General features: G+C 47.5%; 14 protein-coding genes. 2 read left to right on the top strand and 12 right to left on the bottom strand.

The features are described from left to right. Nucleotides 1-199 precede the first annotated feature (199 nt). A complete protein-coding gene (locus tag G9G57_RS08955; protein ID WP_164964854.1) occupies nucleotides 200-1,564 on the top strand; it encodes a glycoside-pentoside-hexuronide (GPH):cation symporter in 1,365 nt (454 codons plus the stop codon). A gap of 315 nt (nucleotides 1,565-1,879) precedes the next feature. On the opposite strand, the gene G9G57_RS08950 is transcribed toward G9G57_RS08955, so the two are convergent. The 4 genes from G9G57_RS08950 to G9G57_RS08935 form a co-directional block, all read right to left on the bottom strand. Continuing rightward, nucleotides 1,880-2,167, bottom strand: a complete 288-nt coding sequence (locus tag G9G57_RS08950; protein WP_016822341.1) for a stage VI sporulation protein F — start codon at nucleotides 2,165-2,167, stop codon at nucleotides 1,880-1,882. Between the two features lie 111 nt (nucleotides 2,168-2,278). After that, the gene (gene recG, locus G9G57_RS08945) at nucleotides 2,279-4,327 is read right to left on the bottom strand and encodes an ATP-dependent DNA helicase RecG (RefSeq protein ID WP_025365192.1); all 2,049 of its coding nucleotides are present in this window, start codon (nucleotides 4,325-4,327) and stop codon (nucleotides 2,279-2,281) included. Nucleotide 4,328: 1 nt separating this feature from the next. After that, the gene (locus G9G57_RS08940) at nucleotides 4,329-5,195 is read right to left on the bottom strand and encodes a DegV family protein (RefSeq protein ID WP_164964853.1); all 867 of its coding nucleotides are present in this window, start codon (nucleotides 5,193-5,195) and stop codon (nucleotides 4,329-4,331) included. Between the two features lie 48 nt (nucleotides 5,196-5,243). After that, the gene (locus G9G57_RS08935; RefSeq protein ID WP_164964852.1) at nucleotides 5,244-7,028 is read right to left on the bottom strand and encodes a DAK2 domain-containing protein; all 1,785 of its coding nucleotides are present in this window, start codon (nucleotides 7,026-7,028) and stop codon (nucleotides 5,244-5,246) included. A 498-nt stretch (nucleotides 7,029-7,526) separates the two neighbouring features. Here G9G57_RS08935 and rpmB point away from each other — a divergent pair, with 498 nt between their 5' ends. After that, nucleotides 7,527-7,715 (top strand): 50S ribosomal protein L28, encoded by a 189-nt coding sequence (gene rpmB, locus G9G57_RS08930; RefSeq protein ID WP_013310881.1) that lies wholly within the window; start codon nucleotides 7,527-7,529, stop codon nucleotides 7,713-7,715. A 223-nt stretch (nucleotides 7,716-7,938) separates the two neighbouring features. On the opposite strand, the gene spoVM is transcribed toward rpmB, so the two are convergent. From spoVM to fmt, 8 genes are all read right to left on the bottom strand, one after another. After that, nucleotides 7,939-8,019, bottom strand: a complete 81-nt coding sequence (gene spoVM / locus G9G57_RS08925; RefSeq protein ID WP_010345573.1) for a stage V sporulation protein SpoVM — start codon at nucleotides 8,017-8,019, stop codon at nucleotides 7,939-7,941. Nucleotides 8,020-8,409: 390 nt separating this feature from the next. Next, nucleotides 8,410-9,078 (bottom strand): ribulose-phosphate 3-epimerase, encoded by a 669-nt coding sequence (gene rpe, locus G9G57_RS08920; protein ID WP_019687943.1) that lies wholly within the window; start codon nucleotides 9,076-9,078, stop codon nucleotides 8,410-8,412. A gap of 4 nt (nucleotides 9,079-9,082) precedes the next feature. Continuing rightward, nucleotides 9,083-10,000 (bottom strand): ribosome small subunit-dependent GTPase A, encoded by a 918-nt coding sequence (gene rsgA / locus G9G57_RS08915; protein ID WP_016822346.1) that lies wholly within the window; start codon nucleotides 9,998-10,000, stop codon nucleotides 9,083-9,085. A gap of 73 nt (nucleotides 10,001-10,073) precedes the next feature. Further along, nucleotides 10,074-12,353, bottom strand: a complete 2,280-nt coding sequence (pknB, locus tag G9G57_RS08910; protein ID WP_016822347.1) for a Stk1 family PASTA domain-containing Ser/Thr kinase — start codon at nucleotides 12,351-12,353, stop codon at nucleotides 10,074-10,076. Further along, nucleotides 12,350-13,126, bottom strand: a complete 777-nt coding sequence (locus tag G9G57_RS08905; RefSeq protein WP_016822348.1) for a Stp1/IreP family PP2C-type Ser/Thr phosphatase — start codon at nucleotides 13,124-13,126, stop codon at nucleotides 12,350-12,352. Before G9G57_RS08905 ends, pknB begins: the two co-directional genes overlap by 4 nt. A gap of 6 nt (nucleotides 13,127-13,132) precedes the next feature. Then, nucleotides 13,133-14,173, bottom strand: a complete 1,041-nt coding sequence (rlmN, locus tag G9G57_RS08900; protein ID WP_025365198.1) for a 23S rRNA (adenine(2503)-C(2))-methyltransferase RlmN — start codon at nucleotides 14,171-14,173, stop codon at nucleotides 13,133-13,135. A 186-nt stretch (nucleotides 14,174-14,359) separates the two neighbouring features. After that, the gene (rsmB, locus tag G9G57_RS08895; RefSeq protein ID WP_026065454.1) at nucleotides 14,360-15,775 is read right to left on the bottom strand and encodes a 16S rRNA (cytosine(967)-C(5))-methyltransferase RsmB; all 1,416 of its coding nucleotides are present in this window, start codon (nucleotides 15,773-15,775) and stop codon (nucleotides 14,360-14,362) included. Then, a complete protein-coding gene (gene fmt, locus G9G57_RS08890; protein WP_025365200.1) occupies nucleotides 15,772-16,731 on the bottom strand; it encodes a methionyl-tRNA formyltransferase in 960 nt (319 codons plus the stop codon). The genes rsmB and fmt overlap by 4 nt, the downstream gene beginning before the upstream one ends. Nucleotides 16,732-16,735 lie beyond the last annotated feature (4 nt).

Genomic DNA, 16,735 nt, shown 5'->3' with positions numbered 1-16,735 from the left:
AATTATGTTATAAGAGCTAAAAAGAAACCTCAACCTGCGAATATTTGCGACAATCTTTGTTTTTGCTATCATCTGCTTTAGAAAAATCATGTACTCCTCCTGCAGCTTTTGTTATTCTGTATCTCAAGATAACGCTTACAAGTTTGCGTTAAACGTATCATTACAGTTATGATCGTCAATTTTTGAAAGGGGTTAAAACATGTTTACTTCTGCATCTGCAAAAAATAACGACAAAGTCAGTTTAAAAACACTGATCTCTTACTCACTGAGTAGTTATGGGATGAATGTTATTTACAATTTAACCGCCGTTTATCTTATGTTCTTCTATACTGACAGCTTTGGACTGAATGCGCTTGCAGTCGGGACATTACTGATGGTGGCACGGGTGATTGACGCGGTAGTTGATATCTTTATCGGCATTGCAGTCGACAACACGAATACGCGTTGGGGGAAGTTTAGGCCTTACATGTTCATCGGGGCTTTCTTGGTAACACTCACCACCTTGGCGCTCTTCCTCAGTCCGGACCTTTCTTCCGCCGGGAAGCTGGTTTATGCCTATGTTACCTATATCGCTTGGAGCATTAGCTATTCCATATTGGATATTCCGTATTGGTCACTGTCCGCCGCTATAACCAAAGATGCTGCAGAACGAACCAAGGTCGTGACTGTTCCTCGTACGGTTGCAAGTGCCGGCTTGTGGACGGTCAATGTCGTAGCGCTTCCCCTCGTCCATTTCTTCAACGGCTGGGCTGGAGCGGTTGCTGTACTTTGTGGCCTGTTCTTCGTCTGCATGATGTTTACAGTGTTTGGCGTAAAAGAAAAACACGTAGTGCCTCGTCATGAAAAACAAACGTTAAAAGGAGTACTCCGCCTTTTCTTCATTGAAAACCGACCTTTACGGCTGTTGATCATCTCGTTTTTTATTATCGAAATGACTGCCAACATTCGTAATGCCTTTACTTTGTATTATTTCAAATACAACCTAAGTGCCGAAGCATTCATTCCACTGTTTATGGGACTAACCGTGGGATTTCAAATCGCAGGTAACGTCGCAGTTCCGTTCATTGCCAAGTGGATCGGCAAAAAAGGCACTAGCATAGCAGGGGTGCTAATCACCTCCATATCCATGATAGCTCTTTTCTTCTGCGGCAACTCTATTGTACTTGTCTTTATTCTCAGCTGTATCATTTCTTTCGGTGTGGGGCTGAACTATGTTGTCATGTCCACAATGCTAGCAGATTGCGTCGATTATGGAGAGTGGAAAACTGGAAACAGATCAGAGGGGATGGTTTTCTCAGCTAACGTTTTCCGGGCCAAATTGGCGGCCGCAATCGGCAGCGCCGTGGGTGGTTATGCGCTGGCGTTAGCGGGTTATCAGCCTAATATCGTCCAAACAAATACAACCCTTATTTGGCTCACACTACTATTTACAATTATTCCGGGGGTTCTGACATTTCTCTCCGTATTTCCAATGAAGAATTATGAGCTGACGGAAACAATGAACAGAAAAATTGTCCAGGAGGTTCGGGCAAGACGGGAACAAGGTGAACCATCCGCACAGTAACCGGATTCTGGTCCTTCGCGTGATGCGCTTACTGGAGCAGTCACCGTGCTAGCCTATACAATTTTCTGGGGCGGAGGCGTTCTCTGCACCGAACAACGGTACGTCCAGGTGTACAGGCCATGGAACGGTCTATCAAGATTGGTGGTTATTACGAATAGATTTTCACACTAAAAGACTACTGCCTATTGCCCGGGGAATGAAATACAAAAGCCTTAAATAAAGCCAAAAAGGATCGCCTAACATCAGGCAATCCTTTTTTTATCTATGCTTCACATAAAACATGGAAAGTGCTTTGAAGCACCCGTTCGAACAGCATCAACGGAACATTCCCCATAGCTTGATCAGATGGAACGTATTAGACGGATCAATTTTTTGTGCCAATACGAAGGCAGTCAGTTGCTCCTCCTGTGTAGCCGTCAATCGCTCGTTTAAAATAGCAGAAGTGGTCTTCACAAGATGACGCACCTTAGCTTTGTTTTGCAGATCTGCTTTGGTCACGCCCTCGATCTGCTGCTTGACCCGCTCCTTGAGCGCACGATTTTTCATTTTTAACTTAATCCGCTCCACCAATTGCGGACTAATTCCATATTGCTGATAGCTCAATGTTGCCACACCTCCCATATCATTCGGTCATTCCCAAATATATGACGGTCAGCCTGTCCATTGTACCTATCTGTTAGAAACGTTTAGAACATCCTCATCATTCATGGTGGGTCAGTCGATAAGATCCCCTTGGAAAATCTGCTCTTTTTGCAAATAACCGCGAAGTGCTTCATACTGCGGAGATGTCCAAAAAGAGGAGTCCTTGATTAGATCAGTTGCATCCTCACGTGCCTTTTCCAGCACCTCAAAGTCCGCTACCATATCTGCTAACCGAAACTCGGGCAACCCGCTCTGCTTGGTGCCAAAGAAATCCCCCGGCCCTCTCAAATCCAGATCGCGTCTAGCAACCTCAAAACCATCGTCCGTATCGGTCATTACCTTCATCCGCTCTTGACCAACCTCCGACTTAGGATCCGCGATCAGTACACAGTATGAGGCATGTGCGCCCCTTCCAACACGTCCACGTAACTGATGTAGCTGGGACAATCCAAAGCGATCTGCATCCATAATAATCATTAGCGTCGCATTGGGCACATCTACCCCCACCTCTACAACCGTGGTTGAAACGAGTAGCTGAACCTCATTTGCATAGAAGGAACGCATAACTTCTTCCTTTTCTGCAGGAGTCATTCGTCCGTGCAACAGCCCAACGCGATAATGTGGAAAAGCCTGCTGCATTTGGATATGCAGATCGATGGCATTCTGTACATCCAGCTTCTCTGACTCTTCAATCAACGGGCAGATTAGATAAGCCTGCCGTCCCTGATCTACCTCACGAGAAATAAAACCGAGCACTCGATCCATCAGTTCGTGCTTCACCCAATACGTAGAAATTGGAATCCGTCCTTTGGGCCGCTCTGATATCGTTGAAACATCCATATCGCCAAAAGCAGTAATCGCCAGCGTACGCGGGATCGGTGTGGCGGTCATGGTCAGCACATCGGGGTTGTAGCCCTTGCGGCGCAGTACACTACGCTGGTTGACTCCGAACCTGTGCTGCTCATCCGTTACAACTAGTCCAAGCTGGCGGAAATACACATCCTCCTGAATAAGGGCATGCGTGCCCACCACAATATCCAGCAGACCCATTTGAAGAGCGGCAAGCAACTCCTTACGCTTCTTCCCAGTTGTACTTCCTGTCAGTAACCCCACGCTGATTCCAAAGGGTTCAAACAGCTTGTGAAGCGACCGCATATGCTGCTCGGCCAATATTTCGGTTGGCACCATCAGTGCTCCCTGAAAACCGGAACGTACTGTTGCGAATAAACCGATGGCGGCAACCACAGTTTTCCCCGACCCAACATCCCCTTGGAGCAGACGGTTCATACAATAAGGTGAGCGTAGATCATACAGTATTTCAAGCTCAACCTTCTTCTGTGCATCCGTTAATTCAAAAGGCAAAGCCCTCACAAATTCACGGATCGTGGCGTTATCCACCGTATGCACCACCCCGTCCGCTCGACCACGATTTAACGCTCGGAATGCCTGCATTTTCAGCTGGAATAAAAAGAGTTCCTCATACACCATCCGTCGCCGAGCCTCTTGTCCCTCTCGATTGTCCTGAGGTTGGTGTATACCTGCAATGGCCTGCTTACGCGGCATCATACTATACTTGCGTACCAGCAGATCTGGCAATATCTCAGGAATCATTTCACCAAACTGCTGGAGCGTCTGATTCATTATTTTTCGCATCCAGCTCTGCGTAATCTTGCCACCTATAGAGTACACCGGTTGAAGTGTCCCCGAACGAGCCACTCCTTTATCAGGGAACTCAGAGTCTGCAACAGTCATCTGCATTCGCTTAAGATCCCATTTCCCAGTCACCACAATTTCACGACCTGATGTTAGCTGATCCTTCAAAAAATGCCGATTAAACCATGTTGCAGTAAACATCCAATCCTCAGCCATCAATTTACAAGTTAACCTTGATTTGCGTCCGTAACGCTGAAGCACCGGAATGCCCATAATTTTCGCCTGTACTGTAATCTTATCTCCGTCCTTCACTTCGCTTAGCGATCGCAGTCGGTAATCTTCATACCGAAACGGATAATATTCCAGCATATCTTGCACGTTAGAAATGCCAAAAGCGTGAAGCTCTCCTTCTTTGAGAGCACTCACGCCGTGTATTTGTTTTAATGGTATTTGATCCAATTGCAGCATATTACCTCTCATCTCCGGCCGGCCATGCAAAAATACCAATCGTTCCTGGTCCCACATGAGTTCCGATCACAGCGCCAAGTTCAGTATATATTTGATCGCCCAGTTCAAAATGCTCTGCCAGCTGAGCCACAAACGCTTCTGCCGCCGAGCGATCTGCCGTATGACCCACAGCAATATTAATTTTTTGGCCTTTTAAATCCCGCTCCAGCAGTTCAATAATTCGTGCTGTCGCTTTTTTATGCCCTCTCGCCTTATCAGCCGAATAAATAATACCTTCTTTGTCAATCGAAAGAATTGGCTTAATGTTAAGCAACGTACCAACCATAGCCGCTGCCTTGCCAATTCGTCCGCCTTTTTGCAAGTATTCCAGTGTATCCACCAGGAAATACAAACAACGACGTTCTCCAAGACGTTCCACACCCTGAATAATTTCAGCCGGGGATTGCCCGGCAGCTGCCAGCTCTGCGGCGTAAACCACGAGCATACCGTATCCGTACGAGGCCGACTTGGAATCCATAACGGTCACTCTATCTTCATGCTTCTCCAACATGGATTTACCCAGCAGAGCGGACTGGTACGTTCCGCTCACACCGGAGGATAAATGGATAGAGATAATCTGGCTCTCGGGGTATTGCTCCAACAGTTCCGTGTACGTCTCCAAAAAACGAGCTGGTGATGGCTGTGACGTTGTAGGTAGTTCATCAGCCCGTACCAGTTCGCTGTAAAACTGTGCAGCTGACATCTCAATACCGTCCAGGTAAGCTGTGCTGCCGAACATCACCGTCAATGGTACAATGACTATGCCGAGACGATCTGCTATTTCCTGTGGAATATCAGCCGTGCTATCTGTCAAAATGATAGTTCTCATCAGTCAGACCTCCTTTGTAGTGGACTACCATGGGTGTGCCAAAGCACATCAGGTTTCCACTGAGAACAGATAAGGATAAATCGGCTGACCACCTTCATGAACTTCCACTTCAACATCCGAATAATTTTCTTCAAGCCACGCAACAAGCTGATCTGTCTCTTCTTGTTTTGCGTCCGAACCTGTAAGAATCGTAACAATTTCATCGCCATTCACCAGCATTTTCGCCAGCAAAAGACGGGATGTTGCCATTAATTGCTCCTCAGTCGCCACGATCTTAGAATCCTGAATACCAATGTAGTGGCCCGCTGTAATATGCAGATCATCAAGTGTCGTATCCCGAACCGCATAGGTCACTTGTCCAGACTTCACACGGGTAACTGCGTCCCGCATATTATCTTGGTTTACCTCAAAGGCTTCTTCCTCTTGGTAAGCAAATGCTGCTGCAATGCCCTGAGGAATTGTTTTGCTTGGAATCACCGACACCAAACGTTCCACCTCTAGCAATTCACGCGCTTGTTCAGCAGCCAAGATTATATTGGAATTATTCGGCAGAATAAAAATATGTTGAGCCGCAATCGAGCGAGCCGCATTCACGAAATCTTCTGTGCTCGGATTCATCGTCTGACCACCCGAAAGGACAACATCAACACCCAAGCTTCTGAAAATATCAGCAATCCCTTCACCAGAAGCCACAGCTATAAAGCCAAAAGGTGCTAGCTCATGAGCTGGAGGCTCAGATGGCTCCTCCTCACGTGCAGGCTCTGTTGGTATTTCTGCAAACCATTCAGGCTCAGGAGCACCATCCATACCTGCAGACAGCAAATCACGATGCTGCTCGCGCATATTCAAAATTCGAATCTGTGTAATTTCCCCGTAACGCAGCGCAAGATTCAAGACTTCACCTGGAGCCTTAGAATGCACATGAACCTTGATGACATCATCATCCGAAATAACGATAATCGAATCACCATCTACTGACAACGCTTTCCGGAAAGCTTCCTCATCAAAATTTGTACCTTGCGCTTCGCCCAATTGTCGATTAATAAAAAACTCCATATCATACAAAAATTCAATATTCTCCGTTTCGAGCTTCGCCTGCGCAGAAATCGGCGCATCTGGAGAAGGAGCAACAAGCGCAGCTGTAGGTCTCTCCAATACATAAGGAGCAAAAACCGGGCGTACACTATCGCCTTTTGAAGTTGGAGATGTCACCAATCCGCTTCCAAGATGCTGCATAAATCCTTCATAAATATACACAAGTCCTTGTCCACCCGAGTCTACAACCCCTACTTGCTTCAGTACAGGGAGCATGTCCTGCGTCATGGCAAGCGTTTCCTTTGCTTTGGCAAGCACTTCTTCCATCAGTTCTGTGATGTCGTTCGTCCGGCGCGAGAAAAACACAGCATGTCTGGCCGCTTCCTTCGCCACGGTAAGAATTGTACCCTCCACCGGCTTAACCACCGCCTTGTAGGCCGCATCCACCCCGCTCTGCAATGCCGATGCGAACTGAAGGGTATTCAATTCCTCGTATGGGGCAGCGTAACGGCTGAAGCCACGGAACAACTGAGACAGGATAACCCCTGAATTGCCGCGGGCCCCCATCAGCAAGCCTTTGGATAAGATGCCGGACATGACACCGATGGAGGAAGAATCTCCCCTCTTCAATTCCGTTACGCCCGCGCTCATCGTCAGATTCATATTGGTTCCCGTATCACCATCTGGCACCGGGAATACATTTAGTGAATTGACATGCTCCGCATGCTGCTGTAATTGTTCCGCCCCGGCTAAAACCATCGCGGTAAAGTCTGTTCCATTCAAAGAACGATTACTCAAGAGAATTCCCCTTCCTAGCTTAATACAATTGTTTTACAATCCATCTTCACAACACATGTTCAAGGTTCAATTGAATTATACTAAAGCCAGACGACGAATACGAATGTCACCCTTTCGTAAGCTTCCGTAACCATCCTCTGGTTTCTTTCCACAGCTCATATAATATGAAAAACCAGTCAACTGCCCAACAAAAAATCATTGGCCGGAATGATGATTATGGTCCCGCCTCTGAACTGCCCGGCATGACTGGAATAAGAATTCACATTCCATTAAAAAACAAAATAGTCGCAGCAATAGCTATCCCATATTGTACTATAATGCGAAAGAGAAATAAATAAAGTTTTTGAATCAGTTGACGGAGCTTTTTTGACTATGATATTATATTTAAGTATTGTTTTGTTCAGGTTAGTGACTTATAAAGTCCGGCTGACCCAGTCGGCCTGAAGAGCGACCCATTCCATATGGAGTTTGGTTATTTTCAGAATAGGAGGTGGAATCATGTCTCGTAAATGTTCTGTAACAGGCAAAAAGCCTGGCAGCGGTAACCACGTATCTCACGCTAACAACCGTAATCGCCGTACTTGGGGCGTCAACGTACAAAAAGTTCGCATTCTCGTTAACGGTAAACCGAAACGCGTTTATGTCAGCACTCGTGCATTGAAAGCCGGTAAAGTGACTCGCGTGTAGTCGTAAAAAAATATCGTTATAAACAAAAGGCACCTCGTTTTAAACGGGTGCTTTTTTGATTATTCGAATAATATCCCACTGATTCAGGAGGACAAAATGTCAGGCAACTTCCCGCGCATTCTTGTCTTTTATTGCCGAGCTATCAATCTGCTGTGCCCGGGAAGCGTGCCTCCTGTGTACCTTTCGCCTTCATCCTACATCCTGTGTCAACGTTACTTTGATTTCAGTTCTTCTGGAATGTATTCAAAATGGCTTTGACGAATCCACCCAGAAATTTTGGCAGCTTGATTGTGTAAAACTTCATGCCTCACCCTCCCCATCATCCTCCTGCATCCGTTCTCTGTAGTTTATGCAACCTGTCAAGGGTTGTTGCCCCACAAAAAAAGGCTACATGAGAATCCCGCTCATGTAACCATATTTATGCACAACCATCCCAGGCTATACCATCAGACAAGTCCACGAACATAGAGATATGCTGAGAGTATAAAGATAAACAGGATATAATAAAGCACACTGCAGACCACAAAACCGATACGCAAACCACGCCGTTCATTTTTACGAAAATAAAACAGGACAATAAGAACAGCCAAAAGTGAAAGTATAGCATTCCAAGGCATCTTCACTAGCGAGAAACAACTGAGTGTCAAACCGGTCATCATACTCGCTAAGGTCATCCACAGTGCTTCAGTTAGCTTCACTTGGACAAATGAGCGACACTATCCCGAATAGCAGTAATAGCCGCTGCACGGTCTGCTCTGCCGTATACTGCACTACCTGCCACTAATACGTCAGCACCTGCTTCAAATACGGCTGGTGCCGTCTCCTCCGCAATACCTCCGTCCACCTCGATATGTACGTCTGGACGACCCAATTCGTTCAACCAAGCACGGATTTGTCTGATTTTATTCAACGTCTCTGGAATGAAGGACTGGCCCCCAAAACCAGGATTAACCGTCATCACAAGAATCATATCTACATTGGGCAGCACTTCCTTGATCGCGTATGGTGAAGTCCCCGGATTGAGAGCCACTCCCGCCAGAGCGCCTTGCTGCTTGATCATGTGAAGGACACCATGCAAATGAACACAGGCCTCCGCATGGACCGTGATGATATTAGCTCCTGCCTTTACAAAATCACTAATATAACGTTCAGGCTGCTCAATCATCAGATGAACGTCCAGTGGGAGAGTTGTATGCGGCCGAATAGCCTGAACGATAGGGGGGCCCAGTGTAATATTGGATACAAAATGACCATCCATAACATCCACATGAATCCAGTCTGCCCCCGCTGCTTGGACTTCCGCGACTTCACTGCCCAAACGAGCAAAATCAGCGGATAAAATCGACGGTGCTATTTTTAACATATGCTCAATACCTCCGTTTTTTTTCTTTTAATTCCTGATAAAATTGCAGATAGCTATCATAGCGTCCCTGTGAAATATGTCCCTCTTCCAAGGCCTCTCTTACTTTACAGCCAGGTTCGTGAATATGCGTACAACCCCGAAATTTGCATCCTTCCGCATATTGTTGGAATTCTCGAAAACAAGGCGATAACTCATCCACGCCCAGCTCTAAAAAATCCAGTTGGCTAAACCCCGGCGTATCTGCTACAAACCCACCGTTGTCTAAAGGAATTAGCTCCACATGGCGAGTCGTATGTCTTCCTCGTCCCAGCTTATTGCTTATGGCGCTCGTCTCCAGCGTTAAGCCAGGCTCCAAAGCATTAAGCATGGAGGACTTCCCTACACCTGACTGACCGGAAAACACGCTGATTTGGCCGGCCAACAGCTTCTTGAGCTCAGCCGTACCCTCTCCAGTACGGGCGCTGGTTACCAGCACCTCGTAACCAATCTTCCGATACATTTCCTGAACCATCAGCACCTTATCATCCTCTGAAGGGCTGCCTTCATACAAATCGCGCTTGGTCAGACAGATAATCGTATCCAGCCCGGCGTGCTCAATATGGACTAAAAATTTGTCCAGTAAAGGCAGGTTTAAATCCGGCTCACGCAGGGAAAACAGCAGCACGGCCAGCGTGGTATTAGCTACTGGAGGGCGAATTAGCTCCGTCGTACGCTTTCTAATCTCCTTGACCATACCTTCCCCGTTTTCAGTTAGTTCGTAAACGACCCGATCACCAACAAGGGGCGTAATCTCTTTTTTCTTGAAAAGGCCACGTGCTCTGCATTGTACCGTAGCTTCGCCGGATACCGGACGCCCATCCTGATCCAGGCTGGAGACATAATAATATCCGCTAAGCGCCTTGACGATCAGACCTTCAGGCATGTGTAAGATGTCCTCCTTCATAATGTTCAAGTTTCATTGTGTGGAACAGGTTAAGCTTCTTTCTCTAGTAAGTTTACTGATGCTGCACAGCCTCGATCACTTTGTCCTTCTTTTTGCGAGAACCGTGACCGGGGTTGTTTTTTTTGCTAACCGCCAACTCACTGCGCGTAACTCCTGAGGAATCGGTTCCTGGGGCAAAAGCAGAAGGATCACCATCGCCTTCTGTCCCCTCCTGGTTGTTAGAGTCGCCTCCACCATTACCACTATCGTTAGAAGATTCCCCGCTGTTTCCTTCCTCACCGTTTCCACTTCCATTCGGCGAGGAAGTACCACCAGATGTATCAGTCGGTGATGTTCCTGCAGGTGGAGCAATTTGAGGCATCGTCACCGTTCCATTTTTTGCATCAATATAAGAAACAGGATACGTGTCAACAAAAGCACCATCTCTAAATACGGAGACGACACTGTCTTTGTTAGGGGCCATCAGCAGGTTGATCGTAAACACCTGTGTCGTATTAATCGTACGGCTGCCCCACTCCTGATTTTCTCCACGTGCATCTGTATAAGTGATGCGAATTTTACTGTTTTTGCCCTCTTCCTTCGGCGCCACAGGTACATTAAACGGTAACGTAATCGCTTCTGGCGGGTAACCCGTACTTACATAAAACGTAATTTCCGTATTTGGGGGCAGATCACTGCCCGCCTCTGAAGGCCATTGTTTGGTTACTTTTCCTTTATCCTGCTCATAGCTAAATTCCTCTTTAATTGAGCCAACCTTCAGCCCCGCCTTTTTGACCTCATTTTCCGCCTGGCTCTGCGTCATCCCTACAAGATTCGGCATTTTAACAGTGGCAGCGCCTTTGCTGACGGTGAGCACTACCTGAACCGAATCCTTATCAAATGGCTCATTTGCAGCAGGTGTCTGACTAATGACGGTTCCTTCAGCCTGATCACTGAACTGCTCATTTTGCTGAATCTGCGTTTCCTTAATCTGCTGGGCGGTCAGTAGCTTGACAGCATTCTCGTAGCTTTGCCCTTTGACATCTGGCATCGGGGTGAGCGGCTTGGCAATCCCGACTTTCAGACTAATCTCCGTTCCTTCCTTGACTAAAGAACCTTCAGGGTAGCTTTGATAAAAAACAACTCCCGGTGCAATCCCCTCTTTATATTCATGCTGGATTGGATCATCAATGACTAGTCCTGCTTTACTTAGAGTGACCTTCGCTTGGTCTTCTGTTTGTGTCAGTACACTTGGTACTTTCACCTCAGGTACGACAAGCACACTTTGCACATAGTACACCACGCCGCCCATGCACAAAAGTAGTACCAACACTAGTGTTACCCAGAATATCGTTTTTTTTCTATTTTTCTTGGACGTTTGCTTGTTCGGAAGCTGTTCAGACTCCCGAGGTTGGACAGGCACATCGTCACCACTGGAAGACACACCTAATTGTTGAGGCTTAATAGCTGGGATAACCCGCGTTTGGTCCTCATCATCCAAATGTGTAAACTCCAGCTTGGATTCATTGCGCCGCCCCGGTAGCAGACAAGTCTCCAAATCCCTTAGCATTTCGTCTGCTGATTGGTAACGTTCCTCCGGATTTTTACGCATCGATTTTAGAATGACATTTTCTACACTTTGCGGAATCAACGGATTAATTTTACGCGGTTCCTCAAATTCCTCTTGCAAATGCTTGAGTGCCACACTAATTGGGCTTTCTCCCAGAAAAGGAAGCTGTGCCGTTAGCATTTGATATAAGACAATACCTAAAGAATATAAGTCCGATTTTTCGCCAGTAATGACACCCTTTGCATGCTCAGGTGAAAAATAATGAACAGAACCCACAACAGAACCTGTCTGAGTAATTGTCGTTGACGTAACAGCTCGAGCAATCCCAAAATCGGTTACCTTAACCCGTCCATTACGTCCAATTAAGATATTATGAGGCTTAATGTCCCGGTGAATAATCTGATTTTGGTGGGCATGTTCCAGCGCATCACAAATCTGGGAAGCAATCCGCACTGCTTCATCCACTTGTAATGGCGCACGTTCTTTAATAATTTCATTCAAATTTTTGCCTTCAACGCACTCCATTACAATATAATGGATTTCATCCTCTTGGCCGACATCATAAATACTGACCACGTTCGAATGAGAAAGCGAGGCCGCTGACTGTGCCTCACGCCGAAACCGGCGAATAAATTCCTCATCATGAACAAATTGCTGACGCAACACTTTTACCGCGACATTGCGATTCAGCAAAATGTCTTGAGCCTTATACACCAGCGCCATACCGCCGCCACCGATGCGCTCAATAATTTCGTACCTTCCCCCAAGCAGGTGCCCGATCATGCTTCACACCCCTTTTCACTCAATGAAACCGTGTTGTCGGGCAATTCAAACAAAGCTACAGTAATGTTATCGTCTCCACCGGCAAGCAGCGCCAGATGTAGCAGACGATCCGCACGTTCCTCCAAAGGATTTTCTGCGGCACCTACTACCTTACTGATCTGTTCTTCTGTTACCAAATTGCTTAATCCGTCACTGCATAGTAATAGTACATCGCCTTTTTCCAGCGTAATGGTGTCAATGTCCACCTTCACCTCGGAATCAGTGCCCAATGCCCGTGTCAGCACATTGCGACGGGGATGGTTCTCCCGCTCTTCCTTACTAATCTGACCGTTTTTGAACAACTCATTAACCAAAGTATGGTCTTCTGTAAGCTGACGTACCGTTCCTTTGGATATGACATAGGCGCGACTGTCACCAATATGTCCGATAATTCCAGATGCATCATTGAGCAACACGGCAACAACCGTCGTTCCCATATTATGATACTGGTCATCGCGCGCAGCCGTTTGGAAGATGACTTCATTGGCATGCAAAATAGCGTCGCTGAGCGCCGCTGTCAAAGAATGTGCGGATAATCCGCTCTCCAGCGTCGCCAAATCAGCGGCAAGTGTCTCTACCGCAAGGCGGCTGGCCGTATCTCCGGCCAGATGCCCTCCCATACCATCGGCAACAATTCCAAGAATATAGCCTTGCTCCAAGTGCCTGATCCAGGCAGAATCCTCATTTACCGAACGCACACGTCCGACATGGCTGACATGAACTGTTTTGATCAAATGGTTTCACCCCAACTCCATATGCTTTGCACGCAACTGACCGCAGGCAGCGGCAATATCGTGACCCTGTTCACGCCGGATCGTCACATTGACGCCTTTTTCGGCAAGAATACGTTGAAAATTAAAAATATCGCTGCGCGATGTGCGCACATACTTGCGCTCAGGCACATGGTTGACTGGAATCAAATTGACGTGACACAGCATGTCCTTCAACACATCCGCAAGCTCTTCAGCATGTTCTGCCTGGTCGTTTACTCCACCGATCAAGGCATATTCGAACGAAATTCTCCGCCCCGTCTTAGCAAGATAATAACGAAGAGAATCCATAACATCCTTAAAAGGATAACGCCGATTTACAGGCATCAGCTTCGAACGCAACGCATCATTGGGCGCATGAATGGATATTGCCAGATTAATCTGTGTATCCTCGTCAGCAAATTTATAAATATTGGGCACAATGCCGCTGGTTGACACCGTAATATGACGTTGACCAATATTCAGGCCCTTTTCATGAATCATTGTACGCAAAAACGTCATTGTCGCTTCATAGTTCTCAAAAGGCTCACCCGAGCCCATAATCACAATACTGCTCACTCGTTCATTCGTTTTATCCAGAATTTTCTGAGCCTGCACCACCTGTGCCGTAATTTCGCCAGCCGTCAGGTTTCTTTTGAGACCCCCAAGCGTCGAGGCACAAAAAGTACAGCCAATCCGGCAACCCACTTGAGTCGTTACACAAATACTGTTTCCGTAATTATGTCTCATGATAACCGTCTCAATAGCATGGTCATCGTGTAAGCCAAACAGAAATTTAACAGTCCCATCTTTCGATTCCAACTTTGTTATTTCGTGAAGCGTCACAAAACTGAATTGCTCCTCCAGCTTTTCTCTCAGCCCCTTGGACAAATTCGTCATCTCACTGAAATTATTGACCCGCTTTACATACAGCCAGTCAAAAATTTGTCCTCCCCGAAAGGCAGGCTCACCGTTGTTTTTGGCCCAGTCCTGAAGCTCTTCCAGTGTTAAATCATATATAAAAGGTTTCATCAATATTTGCACCCGTTCCTTCTTCATTAAGTTCTGTTTAATCGCAGACAGTGTTTTTCATTCTTCCTATTTTAGCACAAATCCCTGAGGGGGTAAAAATTTTTCATCTTCATGCAAAAAACCGCCGGAAGTGTCCGGCGGATTGTGGAAATACTGGTGGGCAGCTACCTGGAATTCTCTTCCGAGCTACTTTACCCGGCGCAGACGCGCAATATAAAATCCGTCACTGTGAAAATGCTGCGGTAACAGCTGTACCGAGCCTTTCTGTATACCATCCATTTCATGACTCACGGCTGGAAAAGAATGATCCTTTGCCAACTCATACTCTGGATGTTCGCTTAAAAACCGAGCCAATTGTCCTTCATTTTCGTCAGGCTCAATCGTGCAAGTACTGTATACCAGAATACCACCCGGCTTTAACAGTCCGGCCACACTATCCAGCAACTCGTGCTGCAGTTGAGTAATGTCGCGAACATCCTGCGCAGTTTTGCTCCAACGCAGATCAGGTTTACGGCGAATCACCCCAAAGCCCGAGCATGGCGCATCCAGCAAAATACGGTCAAAAGAAGCCGGAGCATATCGTTCCTTTAGATCCAACGCATCACCAGTAACCGTCTCAACAGCATCCAGGCCAAGCCGATTCGCTTGCTCACGGATTAGTTGATGCTTATGGGCATGCAGATCGTTTGCAACGATCCGGCCGCGATCCTTCATCAACTCAGCCATATGAGCTGTTTTGCCACCTGGAGCTGCGCAGCAGTCCAGCACCGCCATGCCAGGCTCAGGAGCGACCGCTTCAGCAACAAGCATGGAGCTTTCATCCTGTACAGACAACAATCCGTCCGTATACCACGAGGTAAGCGCCATATTTCCGCCGCTACGAACAACAATCCCATAGGGGCTAACGGCCGAAGGAACGGCATCAATCCCTTTTGCAATCATCTCGTCCAGCAGCTGATCACGACTGGTCATCGTCGTATTCACTCGCACGCTGACTGCAGGGGGCTCGTTATTAGCCTTGCAGATAGCCTCAGCTGTATCGGTACCGTATTGCTTGATCCAGCGCTTAACTAGCCACTGTGGATGGGAATGTTCTAACGAAATCCGTTCCTCTGCTGACAAACCGTCAGGAATACGCAGCTTGTCCGACTCACGCAGCATGCTGCGAAGCACACCATTGACCATACCGGAAATCCCCTGATGCCCGCGCCGCTTGGCAATGGTCACTGCTTCACTAACAACTGCATGATCTGGAACTCGATCCAGATACACCAGCTGATATACGCTCATCCGCAGCAACGAACGTACCCAAGGCTGAAGCTTGGCCGTTCCTTTTTGAACAAATTTATTCAAAAAATAATCCAGTGTATTTCGGCGTGCCACTGTACCGTATACAAGTTCCGTCGTCAAACCAACATCACTTGCAGATAAACCTGCCTGCTGAAGCCGGCGATTGAGCTCAAGATTGCTATACGCGCCCTCTTGCTCCACACCGGTCAGCACGTCAAGTGCAACTTCCCGCGCCGTCTGTTTGCGAGTTTTGTCGGATCTGGTCCCCACTCCCTTGCGTTGGTCTCCCTGACGGGAGTGTCCCCCGCTCATCCGAGCACCGTGCCGGGCTTCATCTGTCCGCCGCGCGCAAAGGTTCCGGCTTCCATAACCTTCTTACCTGCCGGTTGAACCTGGGTCAGCCAGAGAGTGCCTTCGCCTGTCTGCACCTCAATGCCACGGGCGGTTAATTGAAGAACCGTGCCGGGTGCTGGAGCATTTGAGCCACTCGCTTCATTATTTATGGAAGGCTGCTCCGCAGCCCATATTTTAAAAACATTGTTCTCCCAAAGTGTAAACGCGCCAGAAAAAGGAACCAGACCCCGAACCCGGTTGTATATTTGCTCTGCATTATCACTCCATGTAATGCGCTCATCATCACGGTTCAGGTTCGGGGCATAGGTCGCCTCGTCCTCATTTTGCGGCGTACGGTCTGATTGCCCTGCCAGCAACTTGGGCAGCTCGTCCTGCAAAAGTCTAGCTCCGGCTACACTTAGCTTTTCAAAAATTGTGCCCGATGTATCCTCCGGCTCTATAGCCACCTCAACCCGCGATATCATATCTCCGGTGTCCAGCCCTTCCGCCATATACATTAGCGTCACACCTGTCACAGTTTCACCGTTAATAATCGCACGCTGGATCGGTGCACCTCCCCGATATCGGGGAAGTAACGAACCATGCACATTCAGACAGCCGAAACGAGGCAGGTCTAATACGGACTTAGGCAAAATTTGGCCATAAGCTGCGGTTACAATCAGGTCGGGACGCAATTCCGCCACCTGAGCTACCGCTTCCGGTTGACGCAGGCGTGTCGGTTGCAGCACAGGCAATCCGCGCTTCTCAGCCGCTTCCTTGACTGGTGTAGGCGTCAATATTTTTTTCCGTCCCTGTGGCTTATCCGGCTGAGTAATTACACCGACCACGTTATATCCGTTGTCCAGCAACATGTTCAGCGATGGGACTGCAAATTCAGGTGTACCCATAAAGATAATACGAATGTCTTGGCTCATCGAA

Origin of the sequence: Paenibacillus sp. EKM211P, from assembly GCF_011066175.1 — a bacterium.
In the GTDB taxonomy this organism is placed as follows: domain Bacteria; phylum Bacillota; class Bacilli; order Paenibacillales; family Paenibacillaceae; genus Paenibacillus; species Paenibacillus polymyxa.
The sequence above is the reverse complement of the archived record's forward strand: the minus strand, read 5'-3'. Positions and strand labels throughout refer to the sequence as shown.